At 56.4% G+C, this 26,981-nt stretch carries 23 protein-coding genes; 8 read left to right on the top strand and 15 right to left on the bottom strand.

The window, feature by feature from the left end; all coding sequences use genetic code 11:
- Positions 1–7: 7 nt before the first annotated feature.
- Positions 8–1,405, bottom strand: a complete 1,398-nt coding sequence (gene uxaC / locus C7476_RS09875; RefSeq protein WP_114429750.1) for a glucuronate isomerase — start codon at positions 1,403–1,405, stop codon at positions 8–10.
- A gap of 265 nt (positions 1,406–1,670) precedes the next feature.
- Here uxaC and C7476_RS09870 point away from each other — a divergent pair, with 265 nt between their 5' ends.
- The 5 genes from C7476_RS09870 to C7476_RS09850 all read left to right on the top strand — a co-directional run bounded on the left by C7476_RS09870 (position 1,671) and on the right by C7476_RS09850 (position 7,397).
- Positions 1,671–2,438 (top strand): GntR family transcriptional regulator, encoded by a 768-nt coding sequence (locus C7476_RS09870; RefSeq protein ID WP_114429749.1) that lies wholly within the window; start codon positions 1,671–1,673, stop codon positions 2,436–2,438.
- A 34-nt stretch (positions 2,439–2,472) separates the two neighbouring features.
- The gene (uxuA, locus tag C7476_RS09865) at positions 2,473–3,663 is read left to right on the top strand and encodes a mannonate dehydratase (RefSeq protein ID WP_114429748.1); all 1,191 of its coding nucleotides are present in this window, start codon (positions 2,473–2,475) and stop codon (positions 3,661–3,663) included.
- 476 nt (positions 3,664–4,139) lie between these two features.
- A complete protein-coding gene (locus C7476_RS09860) occupies positions 4,140–4,445 on the top strand; it encodes a septal ring lytic transglycosylase RlpA family protein (protein WP_181872402.1) in 306 nt (101 codons plus the stop codon).
- A gap of 366 nt (positions 4,446–4,811) precedes the next feature.
- Positions 4,812–5,753: a glutathione synthase gene (gene gshB / locus C7476_RS09855; protein WP_114429746.1), complete on the top strand. Its 942-nt coding sequence runs from the start codon at positions 4,812–4,814 to the stop codon at positions 5,751–5,753.
- 114 nt (positions 5,754–5,867) lie between these two features.
- On the top strand, positions 5,868–7,397 hold the full coding sequence (locus C7476_RS09850; RefSeq protein WP_114429906.1) for a YifB family Mg chelatase-like AAA ATPase: 1,530 nt from the start codon (positions 5,868–5,870) through the stop codon (positions 7,395–7,397).
- Between the two features lie 98 nt (positions 7,398–7,495).
- On the opposite strand, the gene C7476_RS09845 is transcribed toward C7476_RS09850, so the two are convergent.
- From C7476_RS09845 to dnaK, 9 genes are all read right to left on the bottom strand, one after another.
- Positions 7,496–8,110, bottom strand: coding sequence for a transglutaminase-like cysteine peptidase (locus C7476_RS09845; RefSeq protein WP_114429745.1), 615 nt, complete (start codon positions 8,108–8,110; stop codon positions 7,496–7,498).
- Between the two features lie 327 nt (positions 8,111–8,437).
- On the bottom strand, positions 8,438–9,709 hold the full coding sequence (locus C7476_RS09840; protein WP_114429744.1) for a polyhydroxyalkanoate depolymerase: 1,272 nt from the start codon (positions 9,707–9,709) through the stop codon (positions 8,438–8,440).
- A gap of 178 nt (positions 9,710–9,887) precedes the next feature.
- The gene (locus tag C7476_RS09835) at positions 9,888–10,175 is read right to left on the bottom strand and encodes a DUF1330 domain-containing protein (RefSeq protein WP_114429743.1); all 288 of its coding nucleotides are present in this window, start codon (positions 10,173–10,175) and stop codon (positions 9,888–9,890) included.
- 119 nt (positions 10,176–10,294) lie between these two features.
- A complete protein-coding gene (pyrF, locus tag C7476_RS09830; protein ID WP_114429742.1) occupies positions 10,295–11,008 on the bottom strand; it encodes an orotidine-5'-phosphate decarboxylase in 714 nt (237 codons plus the stop codon).
- A 62-nt stretch (positions 11,009–11,070) separates the two neighbouring features.
- Complete coding sequence (locus tag C7476_RS09825; protein ID WP_114429741.1) at positions 11,071–11,655, bottom strand: NADPH-dependent FMN reductase; 585 nt, start codon at positions 11,653–11,655, stop codon at positions 11,071–11,073.
- Between the two features lie 47 nt (positions 11,656–11,702).
- Positions 11,703–12,299 carry a phospholipid N-methyltransferase PmtA gene (pmtA, locus tag C7476_RS09820; RefSeq protein WP_114429740.1) on the bottom strand — a complete coding sequence of 199 codons (597 nt, stop codon included), beginning with the start codon at positions 12,297–12,299 and terminating at the stop codon, positions 11,703–11,705.
- 87 nt (positions 12,300–12,386) lie between these two features.
- Positions 12,387–13,514: a molecular chaperone DnaJ gene (gene dnaJ, locus C7476_RS09815; protein ID WP_114429739.1), complete on the bottom strand. Its 1,128-nt coding sequence runs from the start codon at positions 13,512–13,514 to the stop codon at positions 12,387–12,389.
- A 186-nt stretch (positions 13,515–13,700) separates the two neighbouring features.
- Positions 13,701–14,159, bottom strand: a complete 459-nt coding sequence (locus C7476_RS09810; RefSeq protein WP_147274639.1) for a hypothetical protein — start codon at positions 14,157–14,159, stop codon at positions 13,701–13,703.
- 262 nt (positions 14,160–14,421) lie between these two features.
- Entirely contained in the window at positions 14,422–16,347 is a 1,926-nt protein-coding gene (dnaK, locus tag C7476_RS09805) for a molecular chaperone DnaK (RefSeq protein WP_114429737.1), read from the bottom strand.
- 222 nt (positions 16,348–16,569) lie between these two features.
- On the opposite strand from dnaK, the gene C7476_RS09800 reads away from it, so the two are divergent.
- The gene (locus C7476_RS09800; RefSeq protein ID WP_114429736.1) at positions 16,570–17,715 is read left to right on the top strand and encodes a zinc metalloprotease HtpX; all 1,146 of its coding nucleotides are present in this window, start codon (positions 16,570–16,572) and stop codon (positions 17,713–17,715) included.
- Positions 17,716–17,871: 156 nt separating this feature from the next.
- Here C7476_RS09800 and C7476_RS09795 read toward each other — a convergent pair whose 3' ends face one another.
- Together C7476_RS09795 and C7476_RS09790 are read right to left on the bottom strand one after the other, a co-directional pair.
- Positions 17,872–18,858, bottom strand: coding sequence for a Gfo/Idh/MocA family protein (locus C7476_RS09795; RefSeq protein ID WP_114429735.1), 987 nt, complete (start codon positions 18,856–18,858; stop codon positions 17,872–17,874).
- Between the two features lie 151 nt (positions 18,859–19,009).
- Entirely contained in the window at positions 19,010–19,900 is an 891-nt protein-coding gene (locus tag C7476_RS09790) for a LysR family transcriptional regulator (RefSeq protein WP_114429734.1), read from the bottom strand.
- Between the two features lie 98 nt (positions 19,901–19,998).
- Here C7476_RS09790 and C7476_RS09785 point away from each other — a divergent pair, with 98 nt between their 5' ends.
- Both C7476_RS09785 and C7476_RS09775 read left to right on the top strand, forming a co-directional pair.
- Entirely contained in the window at positions 19,999–20,994 is a 996-nt protein-coding gene (locus tag C7476_RS09785; RefSeq protein ID WP_114429733.1) for an aldo/keto reductase, read from the top strand.
- Positions 20,995–21,836: 842 nt separating this feature from the next.
- Positions 21,837–22,649 (top strand): aspartyl/asparaginyl beta-hydroxylase domain-containing protein, encoded by an 813-nt coding sequence (locus tag C7476_RS09775; protein WP_114429732.1) that lies wholly within the window; start codon positions 21,837–21,839, stop codon positions 22,647–22,649.
- 215 nt (positions 22,650–22,864) lie between these two features.
- On the opposite strand, the gene pheT is transcribed toward C7476_RS09775, so the two are convergent.
- From pheT to rplT, 3 genes are all read right to left on the bottom strand, one after another.
- Positions 22,865–25,279 carry a phenylalanine--tRNA ligase subunit beta gene (pheT, locus tag C7476_RS09770; RefSeq protein WP_114429731.1) on the bottom strand — a complete coding sequence of 805 codons (2,415 nt, stop codon included), beginning with the start codon at positions 25,277–25,279 and terminating at the stop codon, positions 22,865–22,867.
- Between the two features lie 52 nt (positions 25,280–25,331).
- Positions 25,332–26,414 carry a phenylalanine--tRNA ligase subunit alpha gene (gene pheS / locus C7476_RS09765; RefSeq protein WP_114429730.1) on the bottom strand — a complete coding sequence of 361 codons (1,083 nt, stop codon included), beginning with the start codon at positions 26,412–26,414 and terminating at the stop codon, positions 25,332–25,334.
- A gap of 152 nt (positions 26,415–26,566) precedes the next feature.
- Positions 26,567–26,968 (bottom strand): 50S ribosomal protein L20, encoded by a 402-nt coding sequence (gene rplT / locus C7476_RS09760; RefSeq protein WP_112524827.1) that lies wholly within the window; start codon positions 26,966–26,968, stop codon positions 26,567–26,569.
- Between the last annotated feature and the right edge of the window lie 13 nt (positions 26,969–26,981).

Here is a 26,981-nt window from a genome sequence, read left to right as displayed (position 1 = left end):
GTCTGTTTCAAAGCTTGTAGGCCTGTTTCGCCAGGCGGTAGGCAAGATCGTGCGCGACCTCGTGCGCCTCATCCTCATCCAACCGGTGATCAGCGACAAGCCCCGCCAGATACGCGCAATCGACACGCCGGGCCATGTCATGGCGCGCGGGAATGGACAGATAGGCACGCGTATCGTCGTTAAAGCCGACCGTATTATAGAAACCGGCCGTCTCCGTCGTCAGTTCACGGAAGCGGCGCATACCTTCCGGACTATCATGGAACCACCAGGCTGGGCCAAGGCGCAAGGCCGGATAGTGGCCTGCCAAGGGAGCAAGCTCCCGGCTGTAGCTGGTCTCATCGAGGGTGAACAGAATGAGCGTCAGCCGGGGATCGTTGCCAAACGCGTCGAGCAGAGGTTTCAATTCTTCGACATAGCCGGTAGAGCGCGGAATATCGGCGCCCTTGTCTGTTCCAAACCGTTCGAACAGAGCGGGATTGTGATTTCGGTATGAGCCGGGATGAATCTGCATGACCAGACCGTCCTCGATGCTCATTCGTGCCATTTCCGTCAGCATCTGCGCGCGGAAGAGGTCGGCGTCTTCAGGCGAAGCACCTTTCAGCACGCGCTCAAACAGCGCTGACGCAGCAGAGACGGAAAGATCAGCGGTACGCGCGTTCGGATGCCCGTGATCGCTGGACGTGGCGCCACGCCGTTTGAAATAGGCGCGGCGCACCCGATGCGCTTCGAGATACCCCCCATAATCGAGCTTGGTGCCTGCTAGTGCAACGAAATCCTCTACGTTGGGGAGGAAATCCGCACGCGATGCATCTACGACCGCATCAGGACGATAGGCGGGAACAACACGGCCATCCCAGCCTGACTTCAAGATCGAATCGTGCGCAGCAAGTTCATCGGTCGCTGCATCGGTCGTCGAAATGACTTCGATGCCAAATTGCTTGTAGAGCGCCCGAGGGCGCAGGGAGGGTTCCGTCAGGCGCTCGGCAATTCGATCATAAAGCCCATCTGCATTCTTCTCGTTAAGCCGCTCCTCGATGCCAAAAACCGTTTCCAGTGCATGCTCGAACCATAGGCGGGAGGGTGTCCCCCGAAACAGATAGAAGTGCTTCGCAAACAGCTGCCATATCTTGCGGCCGTCAACTTCCACCGGCCCGCCATCCTGACGTGGGACGCCTAGATCTTCGAGTCTCACACCCTGTGAGTAGAGCATGCGAAAAATATAATGATCGGGCTTGACGAACAGGCTCGCCGGATCTGGAAAAGCCTCGTCATTGGCATACCAAAGGGGGTCAGTATGACCATGAGGCGAGATGATCGGCAGCATCTCGACCGCGTTGAACAGACGGCGGGCAATCCCCCGTGCATCGGGCTCGATCGGGAAAAATCGGTCAGGATGTAGTGCCATTATGCGTCCTTGCTACCATTATTCGTGTGCTTTGCCCGACTTTGCTGCCAAGTCGCCATGGCACGTTTATGATGGCAGTTGTCCCGTTTGTGAACATCGATAATGATGATCTTGGCGAAGAGTAAATAATAATATATTAGTATGTCAACCGAAACTAAATGCCTGCGATATCGCGCATAACGACGGTTTCGGACTATGAATTCAATGGGAATTCCATCATTCAATAGATCGGATGATCTGTGAATAAGGAAAATGGAGCACTGCAATGACGGCAGAGAACCAAGGAGAAAAAGGCTTGGCCATTGCAGCGCCGCCCGAGGTGCAAACGTCAGGTGTCAATCGCGGTGCGCGCCCCGGAGCGCGCGGGGCGCCAGCCGGGCGGATGACCACTGCCACCGCAATTTACCGGGAACTCCACGCAGCCATTGTATCGATGGAAATGACCCCGGGAACTGCCCTCAATGAGAAGGTCCTGACCGAACGCTTTGGCGTCAGCCGCACGCCGGTGCGCGAGGCGTTGATCCGTCTGGTTGAAGACGGACTTGTCGATGTCTTTCCGCAATCAGGAACATTTGTCGCGCGCATTCCTGTTGCGCTGATCCCCGAGGCTGTGGTGATCCGCCAGGCACTCGAAGGAGCAACCGTGGAGCGTGCAGCGGCGGTCGCAACGGCCAAGGATGTCGAATGGCTTGACGAAATCCTCGCCCGCCAGCGCTTCTTTGCCGATCGTCAGAACACGAGCGCGTTTCACGAGGCTGACGAGGCTTTCCACGAAGCGATTGCCGGAATTTCCGGCCATCCCGGCATCTGGCACTATCTCAAGCCAGTGAAGGTGCAGATCGATAGGGCGCGGCGCATGACGTTGCCGGGTTTGGGCCGCATGGAGCATGTCCTGTTCGAGCATCAGATCATCCGTAATGCCATTGAAGCCCATGACGTGCCCGCCGCCTGTGCGGCGATGAAACAGCATCTCAACGCCGTCATCCCCGATATTGAAACCTTGAGAAAGAGCCATCCTGGATCATTTGTTTGATAGGGATTGGCGGTATAATTTGACGGAGGAATGAATGCGTCAGGCATGGCGATGGTTTGGCCCAAAAGCCGGTGTCTCACTCGATAACGTACGGCAGGCCGGCGCGACCGATATCGTTTCGGCGCTCCACGAAGTGCCCATCGGAGAAGCGTGGACAATGGCGCAGGTGCACGAGCGCAAATCGTTGATTGAATCGACGCCAGCGGGGCGGACGCCGCTGACCTGGTCGGTCGTCGAGAGCATTCCAATTCCTGATGCGGTGAAGCGCCTAGGCGGTGCTGCCAAGGATGACATTGCCGCCTGGATCGCTAGCATGGAGGCCGTCGCGGCAAACGACATCAAGGTCATCTGCTATAATTTCATGCCCGTGGTCGACTGGTGCCGCACCGATCTCGACTATGTCACGCCGACGGGTTCGACGGCCATGCGCTTCGACCACAACGTCTTCGCTGTATTCGATTTGCACATCCTGCAGCGAAGGGGCGCCGAAAATGATTACTCAGAGGCTGACCGCAAAATTGCCAGCGACCTTTATGATGCCATGGGTCCCCAGGAAATCGCTGACCTTACGCGCAATATCGCCAGCGCGCTCCCAGGCTCGACCACTGAACCGCTGACCATACCGGCGTTCCGCGACAAGCTCGAAACCTATTCCGGCGTCGATGCGAACCGGTTGCGTCAGCATCTGGTTGAATTCCTGGCGGCTGTGACACCGGTCGCCGAAAAGCTGGGCGTCAAGCTGACCCTGCATCCGGATGATCCGCCCCGTTCGCTCTTCGGCCTGCCGCGTATTGCTTCGACTGAAGCAGACTATGCGGCGCTGTTCGATGTGGTACCCTCGCCTGCAAATGGCATGTGCTTTTGTACAGGAAGTCTTGGTGTGCGGGCCGACAATGACCTGCCCAAGATCGCCAGGCGCTTTGCTTCGCGCATTTACTTCACCCATCTGCGGGCGACGACCCGCGAGGGTGATGGCAGCAGCTTCCACGAAGCAGCTCACCTCGAAGGCGACGTGGATATGGTCACGGTGTTGCGCGAACTCCTCATTGAAGACCACAAGCGCGACAGGGCCAACAGCATTATTTTCCGCTCCGATCATGGGCACCGCATGCTCGACGATCTGAACAAGGATGTGACGCCTGGTTATTCGGCAATTGGTCGCCTGCGCGGTCTTGCCGAACTGCGTGGAATTATACATGCGCTGGATGCCTCCGCGCTGGGATAATCCGGACAAATTTTTCAGTTTTCAAAGCCCTGGTTTTCACGAGCCAGGGCTTTTCTACATCCAACGGGTTACCGATTTTTTAAACGTACTAGACACCCTGCAGTAACCGCCCAATAATTCTATTGGCATTCATCACATTGTGACCATATTCTCGACCGTTTTCAGTCATACCGCATTTAACTGCAAGCATCTGTCATCACTTTTTGAGTCATATTAAGACAAGTTTTTTGAATAACTTAGACCATATTTTGGATTGATCTCGACAAAGTTTCCGAAACGGGTCACCTCAAGGCCACATTTCTCCAAAATAGAAGGAGCTACTCGCTCACGCCACGATCTACTTGCCCGGGGGTCAATCTCTACGCGTGTGTCTTCAGTCCGGCTGTTCTGTGCCGCGGGCTACCTCAAAGTGTGAATTTCACATGGTCTCTTTCGCAAGTATCCGCACGGTACTTATTTCATCCATCCTTTTTCTGATGTTGGGCGCTGTATCCGCCAGTGCCGGTTCGGCGTGTGGCGGTGCATCCTGGTACGCTCTTCATTCCAGAACCGCTTCCGGCGAACGGATGAATCCCTCCGCTCTCACGGCGGCTCATCGCACCTTGCCGCTCGGCTCGCGCGTCAAAGTAACCAACCAGCGCAATGGCAAGACGGTCGTAGTGCGCATCAATGATCGGGGGCCATTCGTCAGGGGCCGCATGCTCGATCTCTCTAAAGGCGCCGCTGGCCGCCTTGGCTTTATCGGTGCTGGACACACCAATATCTGCATGGCCCGCTTGTAGAGCCTTCCTTGCTTAAATAGAATCGTTCTGCCGGAAGGAATTTGGTTCAAGGTCGAGGGGTTGGGCGAGGCCGATGCCTTTCCATCGGACGAAGCCGAAGCCCGAAGGATTTGGAGCAAATTCACCCGGCCCTTCGGGTTTCTGGCTGGCGGCCAACCACTTTGTCAGGCGGCTTCGTCCGATGGATAAACATCGGCCTCGCCACCTTCCGTGTGGATTGTCTCGCCATCCGTGAAACAGAACGGGTTCTATTTAAACAAGAAAGGCTCTAACCTCGCAAGATGTTGATGCCATCTCGGCATTGACCTTGACCATTGAACGTGACATCGCCATGTGAACACTCCTAATCCTGTCGGGGGACGTTCCATGGCACTCAAAGTCGCGGTCCAGATGGACCATATCAAATCGATCCGGATCGCCGGCGATACAACCTTTGCGCTTTGCCTCGAGGCGCAAAAGCGCGGCCACACACTCTACCACTATACCCCCGACCGGCTCAGCATGCGCGACGGCGTGGTTTCCGCGCGCGTGGAAGAACTGAGCGTCCGCGATATCGAAGGCGATTATTATACGCTGGGAGAACCGGTTTCGCGCGATCTGTCGGAAATGGACGTAGTGCTGCTACGCCAGGACCCTCCCTTTGACATGAACTACATCACGACCACGCACATGCTCGAGCGGATCCATCCGATGACGCTTGTCGTCAACGATCCGGCTTGGGTTCGCAACAGCCCCGAGAAGATTTTCGTTACCGAGTTTCCCGATCTGATGCCGGAAACGTTGATCACCAAGGATCCATTGGAAATCGCGGCATTCCGCAAGGAATTCGGCGATATCATTCTGAAACCGCTCTATGGCAATGGCGGCGCAGGTGTATTTCACTTGGCCGACGGCGACCGCAACTTGACGTCATTGCTGGAAATGTTCGGCCAGATGTTCCGCGAACCGTTCATTGCACAGCGTTATTTGAAAGATGTGCGTTCGGGCGACAAACGGATCATCCTGATTGATGGCGAGCCTGTCGGCGCGATCAATCGTGTGCCATCTGAAACCGATTCGCGCTCCAATATGCACGTTGGCGGCCGCGCCGAGAAGACCGAACTCACGGATCGTGAACGCGAAATCTGCGCTCGGATCGGTCCGTCCTTGCGAGAGCGCGGCTTCATTCTGGTGGGTATTGACGTGATCGGCGACTATATGACCGAGATCAATGTCACTTCTCCGACGGGCGTTCGGGAGGTCAAGCGCTTTGGCGGTGCCGATATTGCCGCGCTGTTTTGGGATGCGGTGGAAGCCAAACGCCCGTAGTTCTCATCCCCCGATCTGTTCCCTCATTGTTCTTGTCATGCAGATTGAAGTGTGCTGATGTGCGTTCATTGGCATTCTTCATTTTTAAACATCTGCATTTTCAAGAAAGATTTCATGGTTACCCGCGTTCGTACGGTTGCTTTCCAAGGTATTGAAGCTCAGCCTGTAGATGTACAGGTGATGATTGCTCCCGGCAAAATGGGAATGCATATCGTCGGACTTCCGGACAAGGCAGTCGCCGAAAGCCGAGAGCGTGTCCAGGCGGCCTTGCATGCCTCCGGGCTTTCAATGCCCGTCAAGAAGGTAACAGTGAATCTCGCGCCTGCCGATTTGCCCAAGGAGGGAAGCCACTACGATCTGCCTATCGCCGTGGGGTTGATGGCGGGGCTCGGCGCCATGCCTGCCGACGCACTTCAGAACTATGTAGTGCTCGGTGAATTGTCACTTGACGGAACCATTACCCATGTGGCGGGCGTGCTGCCAGCAGCAATTGCTGCCAACCGGCAAGAGAAAGGGCTGATATGCCCGGCATCCTGTGGCCCAGAAGCCGCCTGGGCCGGCTCCGACATCGATATTCTGGCGCCACGCAGCTTGATTCAGCTTGCCAATCACTTTCGTGGCACACAAGTCCTGTCGCGGCCTGAGCCCGTCATGCAGACCAGCGCGACAGGACTGCCAGATCTTGCAGACATAAGGGGCCAGGAAAGTGCGCGGCGTGCGCTGGAGGTCGCCGCAGCGGGCGGCCACAACCTCCTGATGATGGGCCCGCCAGGGTCCGGCAAATCCATGCTGGCGCAGCGTCTGCCGTCCATCCTGCCGCCGTTGCTGCCGCGTGAGCTGCTGGACGTCTCGATGATCGCCTCGATCGCCGGCGAACTCATGGGCGGCAAGTTGACGGACAGGCGGCCATTCCGCGCGCCTCATCACTCGGCGTCCATGGCAGCTATGGTTGGGGGTGGTATCCGGGCAAGGCCGGGCGAAGTCTCGCTGGCCCATCGCGGCATACTGTTTCTCGACGAGTTCCCCGAGTTTACGCCGCAAGTCCTTGATTCCCTTCGCCAGCCTTTGGAGACTGGCGAATGCATGATTGCGCGCGCCAATCACCGTATCTCCTACCCGGCGCAAATCCAACTTGTCGCGGCTATGAACCCGTGCCGTTGCGGCATGGCAGGGGAACCTGGCCATCAATGTGCGAGGGGGCCACGATGCCGGCAGGATTATCAGGCAAGGATTTCTGGGCCGCTGCTGGATCGTATCGACATCAGGATTGATGTCCCGTCGGTGAGCGCTAGCGATCTCATACGCCCGCATTCATCTGAAAGCAGCGCATCTGTCGCTGAACGGGTTGCGCGGGCGCGTGCAATCCAAAAGAGACGTTACGAGGAATTGGGTTTTCCAACGATCACCACAAACGCGCAGTGCTCCGTTGCGCTTATCGAACAGGTGGCGCAACCGGATGGACCCGGTCTTTCCTTGCTGCAGCAGGCGAGCGAGCAAATGCGCTTCTCCGCCCGGGCCTACCATCGCGTGCTGAAAGTTGCGCGGACGCTTGCAGACCTCGACGGACAAGAAATCGTCGGACGCATTCATCTTGCCGAAGCTATTTCATATCGGATGGGAGCGGACACGACGTCGGCTGCCTGATCAGAGCTACCGATGACACATTTGCAACATAACATGCATAACGAAAATGCCAGACCTTCCTGGCATTTTCGTTATAGATTGAAGTCGTCTTCGCCCGATTATTGGACCGAACCAACCAGAATATTCGTGGGCGCCTCAATGCTGACCCAGCGACCCGAATTGTTGGTCGCCTGGCGTTTAAGGTAGGTATATGGGGTCTCCGACCAGTTTTTTACGCCGTCAACAAGGTTGTCAAGGACGAAGTCGCCCTTGTCGGTGCGAACGGTCAGCACAGCGTGACCTTCGCCGTCGGGCTTGCGCACCACAGTAATCAATAGATTGGCCGGTGAAATTCCCGACTGCATCAGATCACGGCGCTTCAAAAGGACATAATCCTCGCAATCGCCGACCTTGTCGGGGTAGGCCCAATATTCTTCCACGCCGTAGATTTCCATATCGGTCAATGGCTTGATCTTGTGGTTGTCATTGCTGTTGACGTTGACGATCAACTGCCAGAAATCATGGTTCATCTTTTCAGGCATGACATTCCGGCTGCGGATAGAGCATTCTTCCGGCAGTCTCTTGCAAAATTCATAATGGCCGATTGGCTGTGATGTCAGACCGCCAGTGGTCATGAATGCTTCGGAGGCGAAAGCGCTGTTCGTGCCAAGTGTGCCCACGACAAGTGCCACAGCGAACCCCATGGCCTTCACAACCCCTGCAACCCCCAACATGCTTTACTCCAGACCCGATCCGCTATCGTTAACAAAACGTTAATGGCGGGAGGGGACATGAGTCAATCACAATGGCGCCACGATCCAGCCATTGTTAATATATGGTTAAAATTTGAATTTTCGGAACTCCGCAATATTCATGAGAGATCACAAGTCGAAGGGAACCACAATGGCGCCCGACACGACGGTGCAAATCGCCGTGGTCAAACAAGACAAGTCACTGATTTTTCTCGATTTTACAATTCGGCGGCCCGCATGAGACACCAAGGTATCCGATCATAACGTCGCGTCGGTCAGTGTCGTCCCGCTACATCCACCGGCCTAGCATCACGCACGCTTGACGATCGGAGTCACGTTGGTCCTGCGGTTCATTTGTGCGTGATCGTTAACGAACTGGACAATGCGTGGTGCAATCTCTGCGCGAAACCGCGAGCCGTTAAATACACCGTAGTGGCCTACCTTGGGTTGCAGATAATGCATGCGCATTTCGTCCGGAATATTGACACAGAGTGTCTGCGCGGCTTTGGTCTGGCCGACGCCTGAGATATCGTCGTTCTCCCCTTCGACTGTGAGAAGCGCGACGCTGCGAATAGCGGAAGGATCAACCGGAAGGCCCCGATGAGTCATTTCGCCTTTCGGCAATGCCTGGCGGACGAATACCGTATCCACAGTCTGCAAATAGAATTCCGCGGTTAAATCCATTACCGCGAGGTATTCATCATAGAACTCACGATGCTTATCGGCGGAATCTCCATCTTCGTGCACCAGATGCATGAAGAATTCCTTGTGGGCAGTGATGTGGCGGTCGAGATTCATGCTCATGAAGCCGGACAACTGCAGGAACCCCGGATAGACATCACGCATGAACCCGGCATGCGGCCACGGAACCGACATGATCACATTATCGCGGAACCAGTTGATCCCCTTTTCTTCTGCCAGCTTGTTGACGGCAGTCGGATTCTTGCGGGTGTCGATCGGCCCGCCCATCAGCGTCATGCTGGAAGGCGCGAATCTGTCACCATTGGCCTCCATGATCGAGACGGCGGCAAGCACCGGAACGGATGGCTGACAGACGGCCACGACATGGGTATCTTCGCCCAATGCATGAAGCATTTCAATAACATAGTCGATATAATCATCGAGGTCGAATTTACCATCGCTCAGCGGGACGCTGCGCGCATCAACCCAATCGGTGATATAGACCTCAGCATGCGGCAGCAACGCTTCCACCGTGCCACGGAGCAGAGTTGCATAGTGACCCGACATCGGTGCCACCACGAGAATCTTCGGGTCGGCGGGACGTTTGCCACTCAATGCACGCTTGAAATGGATGACATTACAGAACGGTTTCGACCAGACGATTTTTTCCTTTATGTCTGCTTCGACACCGTCAACGATCGTCGTCGGCAAGCCGAAGGACGGTTTGCCGTAGCATCGCGTCGTGCGTTCGAACAGCTCGCACATCGCGGTAACCGAGCGTCCGACCACCGTTTGAGACAATGGATTCAAGGGGTTATCGTAGAATAGCTTGGTGGCGTCGGCGAGTGCGCGATAGGGTTGGAGTGCGGCATGGTTCAGTTCATAGAGCTGATAAAACATCCAATTTCCGATCAATCAACGCAACGTCAGTTCCAAGAATCTCTCCCTTAAATATGAAAGATTTCTTGACTGGTCAGTGACCGTAGCGGGTTTCTTCAATATTGCAATGCAACAATGGGATAAGGTCGGGTATAGATGTTCACAACTTCGCGTGCTGGAAACCACGGCCCGCCAGCGATCACGCGCCTTCGACGACCAGCATCTCTCCATCGGCCACGGTGATGCGAATTGCCTTAGCTGCTTGATATTCCGGAGAATTATAGCAATCGACAGCCGCCTGAACCGAGGGGAATTCAATGACAACGTTGCGGCCGCGAGCCTGACCTTCAAGCACGTGGTACTGGCCGCCTCGAGCCAGAAAATTGGCTCCGAATTTTTCAAAAGCCGGCTTTGCCGTTGAGATATAGTCCTTGTAGCGTTCTGCATCCCTGACATCGATGCGTGCAATCCAATATCCCTTGGCCATTTCCTCTACCTTCCACAATCAAATTACACCAGCAGGTTGATATTCTTGCCCCAGTTCCGGGTGTTCTTGCGCCAGAATCAACAATTCTTGTCCCAATTTCGGGCGAAGTTCCGCAATCTTCACCTCATTCCAGCACTGACGCTAGCCATTTCCGCAAGAATCGCCTTGGCAGCCGCTTTCCGGTCTGAAGCGCCGACGATCGGCCGGCCGACCACCAGATGGCTTGCTCCGGAACGCAGTGCATCGGCTGGTGTCATCACCCGTTTCTGGTCGCCCACGTCGGCACCGGCCGGACGGATCCCGGGTGTGACGATGGCCAGCTCCGGCCCGACGATCTTTCGGACGGCGGCGGCTTCCGTTGCCGCACAGACGATCCCGCCCATTCCCACCTGAAGCGCTTGCTCGGCGCGGATGAGGACCAGCGTATGGGGATCGTGCTCGTAGCCTGCATCTGCCAGGTCTTGCTCGTCCATCGAAGTCAGAACCGTCACACCGAGAAGGCAAAGGTCCGATCCTCGGGCTGCCTCGACTGCAGCCCTCATCGCCTTGGGATAGGCGTGCAGCGTAAGCATGGAAACGCCCATCCTGACGATGTTCTCCACACCCTTGGCGACGGTATTGTCGATGTCGAGAAGTTTCATGTCGAGGAAGACTTTCTTGCCCGAGTCGACAAGTTCGCTGGCAAAGCCAAGTCCGCCGGCAAATGCCAGCTGATAGCCGATCTTGTAGAACGACACCGTATCGCCAAGTTCGCTGACCGCCTGTTCAGCTGCTTTCAATGTCGGCACATCAAGGCCGACGATCAGGCGCTCGCGCAAGGCCGCATCCGTCATGACAAATCACCCTTTTTGTTGATCGATCCTCAATCGCACAGATAGGCCGTATTGGAAATACGCTAGCGGCGGGAAATGGCGAATCTCGTGTGATCGATCAGGGACTGGCACGTGCGCTGCATCGATTTGGCGGTTCGCTCATCCTTGAACGAACCATCCTCGGCGAATGCATCCTGGGCACGTGGCACCGAACATTGTTCCGTAATGATCTGGGTGCCAACATTCATCATGACGGAGCGCAGGTGATAGAGGCCGCGAGCACCTCCAAAATTGCCGTCCGAGGACGAGCACAGCGCCACGACCTTTCCGGCATAGGGCTTGAGCGGCTTGTCGCCGTCCTTCGAGATGCGGCTGACCCAATCGATCGTATTCTTCACCAGCGGCGGGATCGAGGAGTTATATTCCGGCGATGCGATCAAAATGCCATCATGGGCGGCGAATAGCCGGCCAAGTTTCATGGCATTTTCCGGAATGCCTTTTTCCTGTTCCAGATCCTGATCCATGAGTGGCAGCAGATAGTCGATCAGTGCAATCCGCGTGACATCGGCGCCGAGTTCCACCAGCGTTCTGACCGCAACATTCGCAACCTGACCGCTAAAAGCGCCCGTACGATTGGAGCCCGCGAAAACAAGAATTTTCGGCAGCATTCATTTCCCTCTGAGGAGTTACCAGACCACGGGAGGACTATAGGAGGTCAATCGATCCGGCGGTAGACCCACAAACGCGCAGGTGGCACATTACGGATAATGAAATCGAGATGTTCGATCTTGTAATTGCCACGCCCTGCCGGAACCGGCGACATCGGCCCATAGGTGATCTGCACAATCGGACGGCCATGCGGAATGCGGCGCAGCAAATCTTCGATGATCTTGACACGGTCGCCGACAGGGAAATTCAAAAGCGGTACGGCAGAAACGACCGAATCGAACTTCTGCTCGCGCTTGTCGCCGAGGGTCACATCCAGATTGAAGGCATCGCCCTCGATGATATTCACGCCCGGAAAATCCTCGCGCAGATGCTCGGCAAAATCCGATGAATACTCGACGCTGTAGAGTTTTGACGGAGCAACGCCGCGATCGAGAATTGCGCGGGTAATAACGCCGGTGCCCGGTCCCAGCTCAAGCACGGGAAGGCCCGAGTGCGGGTTGACGACGCTGGCCATGCGGCGCGCAGTAACGGAACTTGTCGGCAGGATCGAGCCCACAGCCTTGGGTCCATGCATCCATCCCTTGAAGAACCGGATTTCCTCGCCGAACTTTTCGGCCAGCTTCTTTCCCAAGGGTCGTGACATCCCGCTTATCCTCCGTCGCAGTTAGACAAGTTTATGACGCAACACATGGCGGAAGCAAGACCGACACCCGGAAAAGTTCCAATAAAATTATTCGCTTAGACCCTCGAAGAACTCTTTCATGCGCGCAAAGAAGCCCGACGATTGCGGGCTGTTGTCCTGCGACGAGATGCGGTCGAACTCTTCGAGCAACTCACGCTGACGCTTGTTGAGGTTTTGCGGCGTCTCGATTGCGATCTGAATATAAAGGTCACCCATGGCCGGCTGGCGCAGGACCGGCATGCCTTTGCCTTTCAGCCGGAACTGCTTGGCGTTCTGCGTACCGTCCGGAATCTTGACACGTGTCTGCGTGCCGTCGAGCGTCGCTACCTCGAACTGGCCGCCAAGCGCCGCAGTCGTCATCGAGATGGGCACTTTGCAATAAAGATCGGCACCATCGCGCTGGAAGAATTCATGCGGCTTCAATGAGAGGAAAATATAGAGATCGCCGGCTGGCCCGCCACGCAAGCCCGCTTCGCCCTCGCCCGTCAGCCGGATACGCGTGCCATCTTCGATGCCAGCCGGAATATTAACCGAAAGAGCGCGTTCCTCGGTTATACGCCCCTGGCCACTGCATTTCGGGCAAGGATCCTTGATGATCTGGCCGCGGCCATGGCAGGTCGGGCAGGTGCGTTCGATCGAGAAGAAGCCCTGCGCCGCCCGAACACGCCCGGAGCCGCTGCAAGTGCTGCAGGTGACCGGCTGCGTACCTGGCTTGGCGCCACTGCCCGAGCATTCGTCACAGGTGATCGAGGTCGGGACCCTGATCTGCGCCGTTTTGCCGGCATAGGCTTCTTCCAGCGTTATTTCCATATTGTAGCGCAGATCAGCGCCGCGCTCGCGTCCGCCTGACCGGCGCTGGCGTCCGCCGCCCATCATCTCGCCGAAAATGTCTTCGAAAATATCGGCAAAGCCACCGGCGCCGCCAAAACCGCCGCCACCATTCATCCCGCCGTTTTCGAAGGCAGCATGACCGAACCGGTCATAGGCGGCACGTTTCTGCGGGTCTTTCAGGGTTTCATAGGCCTCGCCTATTTCCTTGAAGCGGTGCTCGGCATCGGCGTCGCCCGGATTCTTGTCGGGGTGAAATTGCATTGCCAGTTTACGGAAAGCGCTCTTCAGCTCTTTCTCATCAGCGCTTTTCGCTACGCCGAGGGTTTCGTAATAGTCAGCCTTCATCCAGACACTCGTTCCCAGAAAATCGCAAACGCTTCTTCAGAAGCACATTTAAAGCCGGTATTTAGGTGCTCACGCCCGAGAATGCCATAGCCAACTTATATTGATTCGCCCGAAATGCGCATATTTGCTGATTATTGCGTTTGTGTGGCAAGCGCTCCACGAATCTGAGACATATGTTTGGCTTGTTCAGTGCCAACCCTGGAACTCATAATAGCGCCAGTCGTCATCGGCGATCGAATTTTCCCAGTGCTTGAGGTCCTCCCAGCTTTTGTCGACGATTGTCGAAGTGTTATAGTCGACATCCTCATCAAAAGATCGGGGTCCGCCGGTAAGCTTTGCTATCACTGCGCTTGTCAGGTCGGCAAATCGCAGTTGAAAGCTGTCGGAAGCAGCAAATCTGATCGCCACGGTCTTTTTGAATTCCGATAGCCGGGCCAGATCTTCCGGGCCAAACCAATCGGCGTCCTCGGGGTTAAAATCCTCGACGTAGAGTTCGAATCCACTCACCAGATCCTTGTCTTTCAGGATGTCAAGCTTCGGGTTGGACAAGCGGAACTTGAAAGGGAGAAATCCCGAGTGTTTGGAGAAACTGAAGCCTGGGTAAATCTCGCAGGTCATTTCAAATTTGTTAAGTTCACTGATCATATCAGGAATCATATCGTCCGATATCTCATTCAGATGTACCCAGTACTCCATGCTCATATTTGGTCCTTTCAAATGTTTAAAGCTATTTGGATCGTTCACAAAAAGATCACGTCATGAAATTCGATTACGCTGTGAATTGCGCATGTTCTTATTATGTTCCATCGCAAGAAAATATCAATTATCCAAAAGTCCTATAGCGGACCTGCCCACAAATAAAAAAAGCCCGGCACGATGGCCGGGCTTTCATTAGAAGTGAAGTCAGTTAAGCGGACTTCTTCTTGCCGTCTTCGTCGATTTCTTCGAAATCGGCATCGACGACATCATCATCCGCCTTGGCGGTTGCATCGGCTTCGCCGCCTTCGGCGGAAGCGGCCTCGGCAGCCTGCGAGGCTTCATACATGGCCTGACCAAGCTTCATCGAAACTTCGGCAAGCGTCTGGGTCTTTGCCTTGATCACCTCGGCATCGTCGCCTTCGACCGCCGTCTTCAATTCGGCCAGAGCCGTCTCGATGGATGCCTTGTCCTCGGCCGATACCTTGTCGCCATAATCCTTGAGCGACTTCTCGGTCGAATGGACCAAAGCTTCAGCCTGGTTCTTCGACTCGACTGCCTCGCGGCGCTTCTTGTCGCTTTCGGCATTGGCCTCGGCGTCCTTGACCATCTTTTCGATATCTGCATCGGAAAGACCACCGGATGCCTGGATACGGATCTGGTGCTCCTTGCCTGTTCCCTTGTCCTTGGCCGAGACGTTGACGATACCATTGGCGTCGATGTCGAACGTCACCTCGATCTGCGGAACGCCGCGCGGTGCGGGCGGAATGCCGACGAGGTCGAACTGGCCGAGGGACTTGTTGTCGGCAGCCATTTCACGCTCGCCCTGGAAGACGCGGATCGTCACGGCGGACTGGCTGTCCTCGGCCGTGGAGAAGGTCTGCGACTTCTTGGTCGGGATCGTCGTGTTGCGCTCGATCAGACGGGTGAAGACACCGCCGAGTGTTTCGATGCCGAGTGAAAGCGGGGTAACGTCGAGCAGGAGAACGTCCTTGACGTCGCCCTGCAGAACGCCGGCCTGAATGGCAGCACCCATGGCAACAACTTCATCAGGATTGACGCCCTTGTGGGGTTCCTTGCCGAAGAAGGCCTTCACGATTTCCTGGATCTTCGGCATGCGGGTCATGCCGCCGACGAGAACCACTTCATCGATCTCGCCAGCCTTGAGGCCGGCATCCTTGAGCGCCGACTTGCAAGGCTCGACAGTGCGCTGAACCAGATCATCGACCAGGCTCTCGAACTTGGCACGCGACAGTTTCATCGTCAGGTGCTTCGGGCCGGTAGCGTCGGCGGTGATGAAGGGCAGATTGATTTCCGTCTGCTGGGCGGACGAAAGCTCGATCTTGGCCTTTTCGGCGGCTTCCTTAAGGCGCTGCAGAGCGAGCTTATCGTTCTTCAGGTCGATGCCCTGTTCCTTCTTGAACTCTGCTGCAAAATATTCGACCAGACGCATGTCGAAGTCTTCACCGCCAAGGAACGTATCGCCATTGGTGGATTTGACTTCAAAAACGCCGTCGCCGATCTCGAGGATCGAAACGTCGAAAGTACCGCCGCCAAGATCGTAGACGGCAATGGTCTTGCCTTCCTTCTTGTCGAGGCCATAGGCAAGGGCAGCCGCCGTCGGCTCGTTGATGATGCGCAGGACCTCAAGGCCAGCGATCTTGCCGGCATCCTTGGTAGCCTGACGCTGGGCGTCGTTGAAGTATGCAGGAACGGTGATGACAGCCTTCTCGACCTTTTCGCCAAGGTAGGCTTCCGCCGTTTCCTTCATCTTCTGCAGGATCATCGCCGAGATCTGCGATGGGGAATATTTCTTTTTGTGAACTTCTACCCAAGCGTCGCCATTGTCGCCTTTGACAATGTTATAAGGAACAAGCTTCTTGTCCTTCTCGACAGTCGGGTCTTCATAGCGGCGACCGATAAGGCGCTTCACCGCAAAAACCGTACCTTCCGGATTGGTGACAGCCTGGCGCTTGGCCGGCTGACCAGCGAGGCGCTCATCGCTATCCGTAAAAGCGATGATCGAAGGTGTAGTGCGCGCACCTTCCGCATTTTCAATAACCTTCGCGTTTTTGCCATCCATGACAGCGACGCAGGAATTGGTGGTACCTAGATCAATACCGATAACTTTAGCCATTACTCTTCTCCATTCAGCAGGCTGCCGGGACCTCTGCCGAGCATTCCATACGGCAGCCTCTAGGGGTTTCACAGTCCAGAGTCGCCGGGATGGGCGGTTCTAGCGTGTTGAGGGCTATATAAGAAGCGGAAAATTACCATGCAAGTCGGAAGAGGCTGCATTTGCATGCTTAATCACCCTAAAAGACTCGGCAAAATGCTTTTTTCGCCCCATATATCGCCAATGACCGACAATGCACTCCACCTCCCCTTGCCTGGACATCGCCGGAGCCGGCTTATCAACAGGCTGCACACCTGGCTGCTGCTGGCGGGAAGCCTGCTCTTGCTCATCGTTTGCGCCTGGACCCTGGCGGGGCCCGCCGGCATCATATACGCCTTCGTGTTTGGCGGCATCAGCCTTTATGCCATCAGGCGCATAAGTCCTCAAATGGTGCTGACGATGTATAAGGCAAGACCGGTGACGCGCGCCGAATTCCCGCAAGGACTGGCGATCGTCGAGGAGCTTGCGCGCCGCGCCAGCCTGCCAAAGCCGCCGAAACTACATGTCATACCCTCGCGCATGATGAATGCCTTTGCTGTGGGGCGAAGAGACAACTCCGTCGTCGCCGTAACCGATCAACTCATTCGGGCACTGACAGCGCGGGAACTCACCGGCGTTCTGGCACACGAGATCAGCCATATTCATAACGAGGACCTCAAGGTGATGGCTCTGGCCGATACGGTCTCGCGCTTTACCTCGCTGATGTCCACCGTGGGAATCGTTTCCCTCCTGTTCAACATCACCTGGATGGCCAGCGGATCGGCGGCGCAAGTGCCGTGGCTCGGCGTGATCGTGCTGCTGTTTGCGCCAACCATCGGCGGATTGCTGCAGATGGCGCTGTCACGCACCCGCGAATTCGATGCCGATCTTGGCGCAGCGATGCTGACCGGCGATCCCGATGGTCTCGCCGATGCATTGATGAAACTGGAGAAGGCTCAAGGCAGGATCTGGGAAAACCTCATCCTTCCCGGCGGACGCATTCCCGACCCCTCGATTCTCCGCACGCATCCACTGACGGAAGCCCGTGTGGCGCGGTTGCACGCGTTGAAAGAAGCATGCGATATGGCAGCTCGCGGCGATATCCTGACCGATCTGGAGCTGAAACCGGAGGACCACATCCGCACGCGCCCGAGATCAGTCCCACAGATCGGTCAGCAATATGGACGCTGGAATTCCAACAATCTGGAAATCCTGTCACTGATCAACACACAGGCGACCCATCCGGTGGTCTCGGGCGACAATGCGGACTGCGAAGCGTGCGCCCAAAGCCTTTATACGCCGGATGGCAAGCCGCGCGTGCATGTGGCGCGCGGCGGTGTCTATTGGTGAGAGACTGATTGTAAACTCTACTGCGATGGTCATCTGACGGGATTTTCTGTGCTTCCGGTGCTCACGGACCAACACGTCCGCTGCGCTCCGGTTCTCGAAAACCGCGTCATATACCTCACCGCAGCGACTTTCCAAATCGTCTCTATGATCGTCGGGTCAAACCGTTTCCCAGTTGCCGCTCTCGCCCGCACGATAAACCGCGTCGATCAACTTTTGATTGAGGACGGAGTTTTCCAGGGTGAACACTTCGACATCCTCGCCCTGTGCGGCACGGGCAAAGGCCTCCACCTCAAGGCAGTAATGGTCCACATTGCCGAAATTATATTCGGTGGAAGTGCCATGGCTGGCGTCATGCAGCGTGATCTTGGCGTGGTCGTATTTGCCGGTGTTGAACGGCGCGAGGACCTCGATGTAGCCCTTGTCGCCGTGGAAGGCGATCGACTGGCGCGCGGCGAGCTGTGTTGCGACATAGAAGGTCAATTCGAAATCCTCGAAGTCGGCGCGGACGCTCGCATAGCGATCGGTACCGAACTCGGGATCGCGCTCGATATTCGCCATGGCGCGAACAGGCTCCTTGCCGGTCACGAAGCGCGTCACCACTGTCGGATAGACACCGATATCCGGCAAGGCGCCGCCGCCCAGCGACAGCTGGTTGCGCATATTGCTCGCATCCTTGTTGAAATAGGTGAAAGCTGCCTGCACCTGACGCAGCTGTCCGATTGCTCCCTGGGCGATCAGTTCGCGAACCTTCAGCCACTGTGGGTGATACGTCACCATGAAGGCTTCCGAAATCAGCACGCCATTTGTATCGCGGGCGCGCTGGAGCGCTGCGATCTCGCTGGCATGCAACGAAATCGGCTTTTCGCACAGGACGTGCTTGCCGGCCTCGGCAGCCTTCAGGCACCATTCTACATGCTGTGATGTCGGGAGCGGAATATAGACGCCGTCAATTTCATCGGACGTCAGCATCGCTTCGTAGGAACCAAAAGCGTGCGGCGCGCCAAAGCGGTCAGCGACGGCGCGGGCTTTCGCAAGGTCGCGGCTGGCGATGGCGGACACGACCGAATTTTCCGCGTTGCATATTGCTGGAATAACCAGCGTTACCCCGATTTTTGCCGTCGATACAACACCCCAACGAAACATAGTGACCTCTCCTTTGCGTCGATATTCACGCCATGGCAGCCTGCAAACGGCATTTTCTGCGCTCCGGCGCTCACGTACCAGAACGTACGCTGCGCTCCGGTGCTCGAAAACCACCGTTTTCGTCTCGCCCTGACACGAATCTCCACAACCCCTAGATCGTAAACTTGAAGAAATCAATGAACGCGCGCAGTGCCGGACGCATCTGACGGCGGCTGGGGTAATATAGATAGACCCCGGGAAACGGTGCGCACCAATCCTCAAGCACGCGGCGAAGTTTGCCTTGAGCTATGGCTTCGGGCGCCATATCCTGCAGCAGGAACGCAACGCCAGCACCGCCGAGGGCCGCTTCAACCACAAGCCGGTCATCGCCAAGAACAAGCGGGCCGTTTACGTCAAGGACGATCTCCTCGCCATCCTTTTCGAATTCCCAGCGATAGACCTGCCCGCTGGAGAAACGACGGCGGATGCAGAGATGGTCGAGAAGATCGCGCGGGTGCCTCGGTACGGCATGGTTTTCGAAATAGCCCGGCGTGGCAACGATGCTTGCTGTGATCGCGTCACTCATGCGCACGGCAATCATGTCCGGCTCCAGGCTTTCGCCGAGCCGCATGCCCGCATCGACGCCCGTCGCGACAATATCGTTGAACGGTTCCTCGACGCGCAACTCGAGCGTCACGCCCGGATAGGTCTCGCTGAAAGCTGCCAGGCGCGGCGCCAGAAGCCAATGGGCGGCGAAAGGCGGAACACTCAGGCGCAGATTTCCGGCAACGCGGTTGTTCACCTCCTTGACAGCATCCAGTGCCAGGTCGATTTCGCCAAGGGCCGGACGAAGCCGCTTCAGCAGCAGAGCGCCCTCCTCGGTGACAGCGACGCTACGTGTCGTCCTGGCGAGAAGCCGAACACCAAGGCTCTGTTCGAGGCTGGAAATAGCGTGACTGACGGCGGACGGCGCGATGCCGAGTTCCTTGCCTGCGCCGCGAAACCCGCCGCGCGCGGCGACCGTCGCAAAGATTGCCAATTGGGGAAGCCAGGAACGATGCATTGATCTATCTTATAGAACAAGTTGTGAAATCGTAACCCAATTATCGAACACTGTCGTACGGCCTATCTTGTGTTCACCACACCAGAAGGAGAGCAGTGATGGAAAAGCGCAAACTCGGAACAGAACTCAACGTTTCGGCCGTAGGCCTCGGCTGCATGGGCATGACCTTCGCCTATGGCGGGCAAGATGAAGCCGATGCAATCCGCACTCTGCATCGCGCCGTGGAGATCGGCGTCACATTCTTCGACACAGCCGAAGTCTACGGACCGTTCGACAATGAAATCCTTATCGGTAAGGCGTTGAAGGGGCGCTGGGACAAGGTGGTGATCGCCACCAAATTCGGCTTCAAGATTGCCGATGAGGGCGAAGGCATGTCGCGCATGGTCGGCGTCGACAGCCGGCCGGAACATCTGAAGGCTGTCGCGGAATCATCGCTTGGACGCCTCGGCATCGAACAGATCGATCTCTTCTACCAGCACCGCGTCGATCCGAATGTTCCGATCGAGGACACGATCGGCGCAATGGCCGACCTCGTCAAACAGGGCAAGGTGAAAGCTCTCGGCCTCTCCGAAGCCAACGCCGCCACAATCCGCCGCGCCCACAAGGTGCATCCGATCGCTGCCGTGCAGAGCGAATACTCCCTGTGGAGCCGTGATCCTGAGGACGGCGTTCTTGCTGTCTGCCGCGAGCTCGGTATCGGGTTCGTGCCATACAGCCCGCTTGGTCGCGGTCTCCTGACCGGAACCATCAACAGGCCGGATGAGCTTGGCGCCGACGATTGGCGCAAGACACAGCCACGCTTTCAGGCCGAAAACATGGATGCCAATGCGGTCCTGATTGCCACACTCAAGGGGCTGGCTGCGGACAAGGGCGTCACGCCGGCACAGTTGGCGCTGGCCTGGGTGCTGCACCAGGGCGACTTCATCGTACCGATCCCCGGCGCCCGCAAAATCAAGCATCTCGAAGAGAATGCAGCTGCGGCTGATATTTCCCTGTCTGCCGCTGATCTCGCCAAGATTGGCGATGCGCTTTCGCCGACGCAGGTGGCGGGAAAACGTTACACGGAGGCGTCGCTTGCACTCGTGAATGGCTAATCGTGATTGTCAGATGGAATTGGGGCGGCCAGGCCGCCCCAGGTTTTCATCAAGAGCTAAGCGTACCTGGACAATATCCAAGTAACCGCATTACCTTTGTAGGGTGGGAATATATTGCCCCTGGCGATTGGCGCAGTTGTCGAGTCATAAAGACTGTCTACTTTCCAAACGCCACTTTCGGGGCAGCTCTCACCTGTACGCTTCTTCGTTCCTAGTGGTGTCATAACGATGTCCTTTCGGGGACGTTTCAATCCTCGGGGACTTGACGCGATGATTCGATCGTGATTCAACTATCACGTCTTCACAGACATCGGCCCAGCATCCCCGATAGTTGGTGCTGGGATCGCTTCGAGGCCAACCACAGTTACAGCTGCGGTTGGCCTTTCTTCTTAGCGATTCGTAGTGAATCTCTCGGAAAACCTGCACTTTTGCAAACTAGCAAGGCGCGAAAGTCGATGTTATACACAGCCTAGTAATATAAAGTTGTTCGTTTTCAATAACTTACCCATATGGTGCGCGGATGGCGGAGTTTAAAATTTTCGGCGTTTTATTGGCGATTGTAAGCACTACAGGACTTAACCTGCGATAAGCCATTGAATTACAAGGATAAATGAGGCTCGGTAAATTTCGACATTTACTCCTATGCTTTATCTTACTATTGAGCTTGCGGTTTTAACGGCAAATTCGTGTCTGTCTTGACAGCAGAATCGACGTAAGGCCTATTCCTGACCGTCGCTGACCACTTTTAAAAGTTCGCCGGCGGTTGTATATCGCGCAAGATCGATTTGTCTCAACAAGCCGCGCCATCCTCTATTTTGCCCTGGCGCCGAACCTGGAATACCATGGAAAAAGCAACGAAAAAGTCCCTTCGGCGTTGGTCTGTCGGATTGGTTCTTCTGGCAATCCTCGCTTATTTTGTCCCCTATCTGGTGATCTTCTATCTGATCTGCGGCCTTTACGATTTATCGCGCAACAAGAATTTGAACCTGCAGGTTGTCGAGCAATACTTCTTCGGCAATGGCATGTTCACCTGGATCCTTTCGCCGCTCAACATTCTTCTCGACATCCTGTCACTGCCCTACGTCAACAAGGGCGTTTATAAACTGCAGGACCTTCCGGCCAGTTATCAAGCCGAGGTGAAGCGCCTGATTACAGCGACGCAGAAGGAAAACATCGTAGGGCAATTGCAGGCACGCGCCGAACAGCAGGCGCGCAGCATGTTCTTTTTCAAATGGTACGGCAAAGACCAGCCGAGTTTCGCCAACGTGCCGTCCTTCTACGAGAAGTACAATTTCGTGAAGACGATCGGTGTGTCTGTCTTCAACAAAAAGAATTCGACTTCAAAGCATTTCGGTCCGATCCGGGCGACGATACGCGTGCTTTACAACATCAACGACATGAACGATCGCACAGCCTATATCTGGTGCGGCGATACGACGAGCTACTGGAAAGACGACAAGCTGTTCATCTTCGATGACACGCTGATGCACCAGTCGGTCAACCAGACAGACCAGACACGCTATTGCCTGTTCGTCGATATCCTGCGCCCGTCTTATCTGCCGGGCCTGTTTGCCGCCATCGTTTCGTTCATGGGCGTCATTCTCAAGGGCAGCAATTCGATCTTCTACAAGAACTGGAAAGTTATCCAGAAATAGCTGTTACGGATTAGACATAAGGAAAGGGGCGCGATGCGCCCCCTTTTTTGTTGGCAGGGTCATTGTGCGTGGTTCGACAGGCTCACCATGAGGGAGGTGGGCATGTTGCCGGGAGATCGGGATACGTTGCTCGCAATCATACGAGCGTCCAAATACCCTCCCTCATGGTGAGCCTGTCGAACCACGCACTACCGGATTGCAATCCGGCTTGATCGCTATCCGCGCAGCATGCCACCCGTCTGTTTGCCGACACTTTCAACGATGCGTTTTGTCAGCGCTTCCAGATCCTCATCGGTCAAGGTGCGCTCCACGGGTTGTATCGCCACTTCGATCGCAACAGACTTCTTGTCAGGGCCAAGCGATGCGCCTTCGAAAAGGTCGAAGACCTGAACGCCGGTGATCAGCTTCTTGTCGCCGGCGAGCGCTGCCCGCACAATGGCACCTGCTTCCACGGCTTTGTCGACCACAAACGCAAAGTCACGCCGGACAGTCTGGAAATCCGAAAGATTGAGCGCCGACTTGGTGCGTGTCGCCTTTTGCTTCGGTTCTGGAATGGCGTCGATGAAAACTTCAAAGCCGCAAAGGCTCCCGGAGACATCAAGGGTTTCCAGCGTCTTCGGATGGAACTCGCCGAAGGTTCCGAGGATTACCTTTGGCCCGAGCTTGATCGTGCCGGAACGCCCGGGATGATACCAGGCAGGACCGCCGCTTTCGATCTGCAACTTATCAACCGGAGCGCCGCACGCTTCGAGCACGGCAAGCGCGTCGGCCTTTGCATCGAAGACGCCAACCGGCCCAATATTACCCGACCAATGACGGCCAGAGCCTTCGAGCTTCGCGGTACCCCGGCGAACACCCGCAGCAACGCGGCGCTGCGCTTCCGGCGTGTTGCCTTCGTAGGTGCCGGAGACTTCGAACAGCGCGAGGTCGTTGAAGCCGCGATCGGCGTTGCGCTGGGCGGCAGCAAGCAGGCCCGGCAACAGCGATGGGCGCATGTCGGACATATCGGCCGCGATCGGATTAGCAAGCTTCAGTTCGCTCTGACCGCCGCCAAATGCTTTCGCTGAGGCTTCGGAAATGAACGACCAGGTAACCGCCTCCATCATGCCGCGCGAAGCAAGTGCCCGACGGGCATTGCGCGTACGGATCTGCAACGTGGTCAAGATCTTGCCGTTGACCGCCGCATGGCTAACCAAGGGCTGCGGATCGATCTGGTCGACGCCATGAATACGCATGACCTCTTCGACGAGGTCGGCCTTGCCGTCTATATCCGGACGCCATGACGGGATCACCACATCAACGAGTTCGCCCCTCCCTTGCGGCTTGAAGCCTAGGCGAGACAGGATATCGAGGCTCGTTTCTGCCGGAACATCGATGCCGGTAAGACGCTTGACCTCCGATGGGGGGAACCGGACTGTCTTCGGTGTATGGCCCTTGTAGCCGATGACTTTCGCTTCGGATGGCGTGCCACCACAGAAATCGAGAACCAGCTGCGTCGCGAGCTCAAGACCGGGAATCATGAATTCCGGATCGACGCCCCGCTCGAAACGGTAGCGCGCATCGGTGATGATACCGAGCGTGCGCCCCGTGCGGGCAATATTCATCGCGTCCCAAAGCGCGGACTCGATCACGACATTGGTGGTGTTCTCATCACAGCCGGAATGTTCACCGCCCATGATACCGCCAATCGATTCGACCCCATCGGCATCGGCGATGACTACATTGTCCGGACCCAATGTATATTCCTTGCCGTTGAGGCCGAGAACCTGCTCGCCTTCCCGGCCGCGGCGCACGGTGAGATTGCCGCTGACCTTGTCGGCATCGAAAACGTGTAGCGGACGACCGCGATCGAAGGTCAGATAGTTGGTTATGTCGACGAGCGCATTGATCGGGCGCAAGCCTATGGCGATCAACCGCTGCTGCAGCCATTGCGGGCTGTGACCGTTCTTGACGCCCTTGACGGTACGCCAGGCAAAGCCGGGGCAAAGATGGGTATCTTCGCCTAGTTCAAGATGAACGTCCACCAGCGCGGGCCCTGCGCCTTTGACAGGCACGATCGGCCGCTGCTTGAGCTTGCCGATACCGGCTGCAGCCAAGTCGCGGGCAATACCGTAGACGCTGGTGCAATCCGGACGGTTCGGCGTCAGGTTGATCTCGATAACAGGGTCATCCAGACCGGCATAAGCAGCGAAGCTGGTGCCGACCGGCGCATCTGCGGGCAGGTCGATGATGCCATTGTGTTCATCCGACATCTGCAATTCGCGCTCGGAGCACATCATGCCATGGCTTTCGACACCGCGGATCTTGCCGACCGACAGCGTAAGATCGATGCCGGGGACATAGGTGCCAGGAGCCGCGAATGCGCCGATCAGGCCCGCACGGGCGTTCGGCGCACCGCACACCACCTGCAGCGGCTTGCCGTCGCCCGTATCGACAGTCAGAACTTGCAGCTTGTCTGCGTCGGGGTGGCGGGAAGCCGTCAGCACCTTGGCTATGACGAAGGGCTTTAGCGCCGACTTGTCATCGAGCTGCTCGACTTCCAGACCGATTCTTGTCAGGGAATCGACGATCTCTTCGAGTGACGCCTCGGTCTCGAGATGGTCTTTAAGCCAGGAGAGTGTGAATTTCATGATTTCACTCGTTTCGCATTTTAATCTTTTGGAGACTTGAGGCCAGGCGCCGCTAGGCGCTCAGACCTCCGAACAGCGTCGGCATATCGAGCGGGCGGAAACCGTAGTGCTGGAGCCAGCGCACGTCGGCATCGAAGAACGCGCGCAGGTCCGGCATGCCGTATTTCAACATGGCAATGCGGTCGATACCCATGCCCCAGGCAAACCCCTGATACTCATCCGGATCGAGACCGCCGGCGCGCAAGACGTTCGGATGCACCATGCCGCAGCCGAGGATTTCCATCCAGTCGGTGCCTTCACCGAATTTCACTTCCTTGCCAGAGCGGTCGCACTGGATATCGACCTCCAGTGATGGCTCGGTGAAGGGGAAATAGGACGGGCGGAAGCGCATCTTCAGTGACGGCACTTCAAAGAACGCCTTGCAGAATTCTTCGAGCACCCATTTCATGTTGGCGACATTGGCAGACTTGTCGATAACCAGCCCTTCAACCTGATGGAACATGGGCGAATGGGTGGCATCGCTATCCATGCGGTAGGTCTTGCCGGGAATAACGATGCGGATCGGCGGCTTCTGATTTTCCATCGTACGAATCTGCACCGGGCTCGTATGGGTACGCAGCACCCGTCGCTCGCCGGTCTCGTCGGGATTGAAGAAAAAAGTGTCGTGCATCTCGCGAGCCGGGTGACCCTCGGGGAAATTGAGCGCGGTGAAGTTGTAGTAGTCGGTCTCGATATCCGGACCTTCGGCAATGGAAAAGCCCATATCGGCGAAGATTGCGGTGATCTCATCGATGACCTGGCTGATCGGGTGGATGCGACCCCGTTCTGCCGGCGCGGCGCGCACAGGGAGCGTGACGTCCACTTTTTCCTTTTCAAGACGCACAGCGATGGCCGCGTCCTTGAGCGCGATCTTCCGGGCGGTGAGTGCTTCCGTAATACGATTCTTCAAGCCATTGATGGCAGGTCCCTGGAGCTGCCGCTCTTCCGGCGACATGGAACCGAGTGACTTCAGTTTTTCCGAGATCGAGCCCTTTTTGCCGAGAGCTGCTATGCGGACGGCCTCGATGGCCGCTTCGTCATTGGCTGACTCAATCTGCGCGGCAAGCACGCTTTCCAGTTCTACCAGGTCGTCCATCGTTCTTCACCTGTTGGTTCTTGAGATTCCTGTCATTTCTCTCGAAATGACCGCCTCTTGCTCGTCGATGCAGAAAATCGAAAAACCCGCGCCAGCCGAGCCAGCGCGGGTTTCCCAAATCTATATTTCCGGAATGCTTTGGGAGCGCTGGCTTAGTGAACAGCGCCTTCAAAAGCGTTCGGAGTTGTATTCTTGAGATATTCAAGCGCCTTCTTGGCAGAAGCCACGAGCGAGCCGAATGCCTCCGGCTCGTGGATCGCGAGATCCGACAGAACCTTGCGGTCAACCTCGATACCCGACTTCGACAGACCGTCGATGAAGCGGCTGTATGTCAGGCCATGTTCGCGGACAGCGGCATTGATGCGCTGGGTCCAGAGCGCACGGAAAGTACGCTTCTTGTTCTTGCGGTCGCGATAAGCGTACTGCTTCGAACGATCGACAGCGGCCTTGGCGGTCTTGATGGTGTTCTTGCGGCGGCCACGGAAACCCTCGGCCTGCTTCAGAACTTTTTTGTGCTTGGCGTGGGACGTAACGCCCCGTTTTACACGTGCCATGATATGATCTCCT

Source organism: Phyllobacterium bourgognense (assembly GCF_003337575.1).
Taxonomy (GTDB): domain Bacteria; phylum Pseudomonadota; class Alphaproteobacteria; order Rhizobiales; family Rhizobiaceae; genus Phyllobacterium; species Phyllobacterium bourgognense.
The sequence above is the reverse complement of the archived record's forward strand: the minus strand, read 5'-3'. Positions and strand labels throughout refer to the sequence as shown.

Excerpts from the sequence above, each read along its gene's own strand:
- uxaC (WP_114429750.1), bottom strand. The coding sequence starts at position 1,405 with ATGGCACTACATCCTGACCGATTTTTCCCGATCGAGCCCGATGCACGG.
- C7476_RS09870 (WP_114429749.1), top strand. The coding sequence starts at position 1,671 with ATGACGGCAGAGAACCAAGGAGAAAAAGGCTTGGCCATTGCAGCGCCG.
- uxuA (WP_114429748.1), top strand. The coding sequence starts at position 2,473 with ATGCGTCAGGCATGGCGATGGTTTGGCCCAAAAGCCGGTGTCTCACTC.
- C7476_RS09860 (WP_181872402.1), top strand. The coding sequence starts at position 4,140 with ATGTTGGGCGCTGTATCCGCCAGTGCCGGTTCGGCGTGTGGCGGTGCA.
- gshB (WP_114429746.1), top strand. The coding sequence starts at position 4,812 with ATGGCACTCAAAGTCGCGGTCCAGATGGACCATATCAAATCGATCCGG.
- C7476_RS09850 (WP_114429906.1), top strand. The coding sequence starts at position 5,868 with ATGGTTACCCGCGTTCGTACGGTTGCTTTCCAAGGTATTGAAGCTCAG.
- C7476_RS09845 (WP_114429745.1), bottom strand. The coding sequence starts at position 8,110 with ATGTTGGGGGTTGCAGGGGTTGTGAAGGCCATGGGGTTCGCTGTGGCA.
- C7476_RS09840 (WP_114429744.1), bottom strand. The coding sequence starts at position 9,709 with ATGTTTTATCAGCTCTATGAACTGAACCATGCCGCACTCCAACCCTAT.
- C7476_RS09835 (WP_114429743.1), bottom strand. The coding sequence starts at position 10,175 with ATGGCCAAGGGATATTGGATTGCACGCATCGATGTCAGGGATGCAGAA.
- pyrF (WP_114429742.1), bottom strand. The coding sequence starts at position 11,008 with ATGACGGATGCGGCCTTGCGCGAGCGCCTGATCGTCGGCCTTGATGTG.
- C7476_RS09825 (WP_114429741.1), bottom strand. The coding sequence starts at position 11,655 with ATGCTGCCGAAAATTCTTGTTTTCGCGGGCTCCAATCGTACGGGCGCT.
- pmtA (WP_114429740.1), bottom strand. The coding sequence starts at position 12,299 with ATGTCACGACCCTTGGGAAAGAAGCTGGCCGAAAAGTTCGGCGAGGAA.
- dnaJ (WP_114429739.1), bottom strand. The coding sequence starts at position 13,514 with ATGAAGGCTGACTATTACGAAACCCTCGGCGTAGCGAAAAGCGCTGAT.
- C7476_RS09810 (WP_147274639.1), bottom strand. The coding sequence starts at position 14,159 with ATGATCAGTGAACTTAACAAATTTGAAATGACCTGCGAGATTTACCCA.
- dnaK (WP_114429737.1), bottom strand. The coding sequence starts at position 16,347 with ATGGCTAAAGTTATCGGTATTGATCTAGGTACCACCAATTCCTGCGTC.
- C7476_RS09800 (WP_114429736.1), top strand. The coding sequence starts at position 16,570 with ATGACCGACAATGCACTCCACCTCCCCTTGCCTGGACATCGCCGGAGC.
- C7476_RS09795 (WP_114429735.1), bottom strand. The coding sequence starts at position 18,858 with ATGTTTCGTTGGGGTGTTGTATCGACGGCAAAAATCGGGGTAACGCTG.
- C7476_RS09790 (WP_114429734.1), bottom strand. The coding sequence starts at position 19,900 with ATGCATCGTTCCTGGCTTCCCCAATTGGCAATCTTTGCGACGGTCGCC.
- C7476_RS09785 (WP_114429733.1), top strand. The coding sequence starts at position 19,999 with ATGGAAAAGCGCAAACTCGGAACAGAACTCAACGTTTCGGCCGTAGGC.
- C7476_RS09775 (WP_114429732.1), top strand. The coding sequence starts at position 21,837 with ATGGAAAAAGCAACGAAAAAGTCCCTTCGGCGTTGGTCTGTCGGATTG.
- pheT (WP_114429731.1), bottom strand. The coding sequence starts at position 25,279 with ATGAAATTCACACTCTCCTGGCTTAAAGACCATCTCGAGACCGAGGCG.
- pheS (WP_114429730.1), bottom strand. The coding sequence starts at position 26,414 with ATGGACGACCTGGTAGAACTGGAAAGCGTGCTTGCCGCGCAGATTGAG.
- rplT (WP_112524827.1), bottom strand. The coding sequence starts at position 26,968 with ATGGCACGTGTAAAACGGGGCGTTACGTCCCACGCCAAGCACAAAAAA.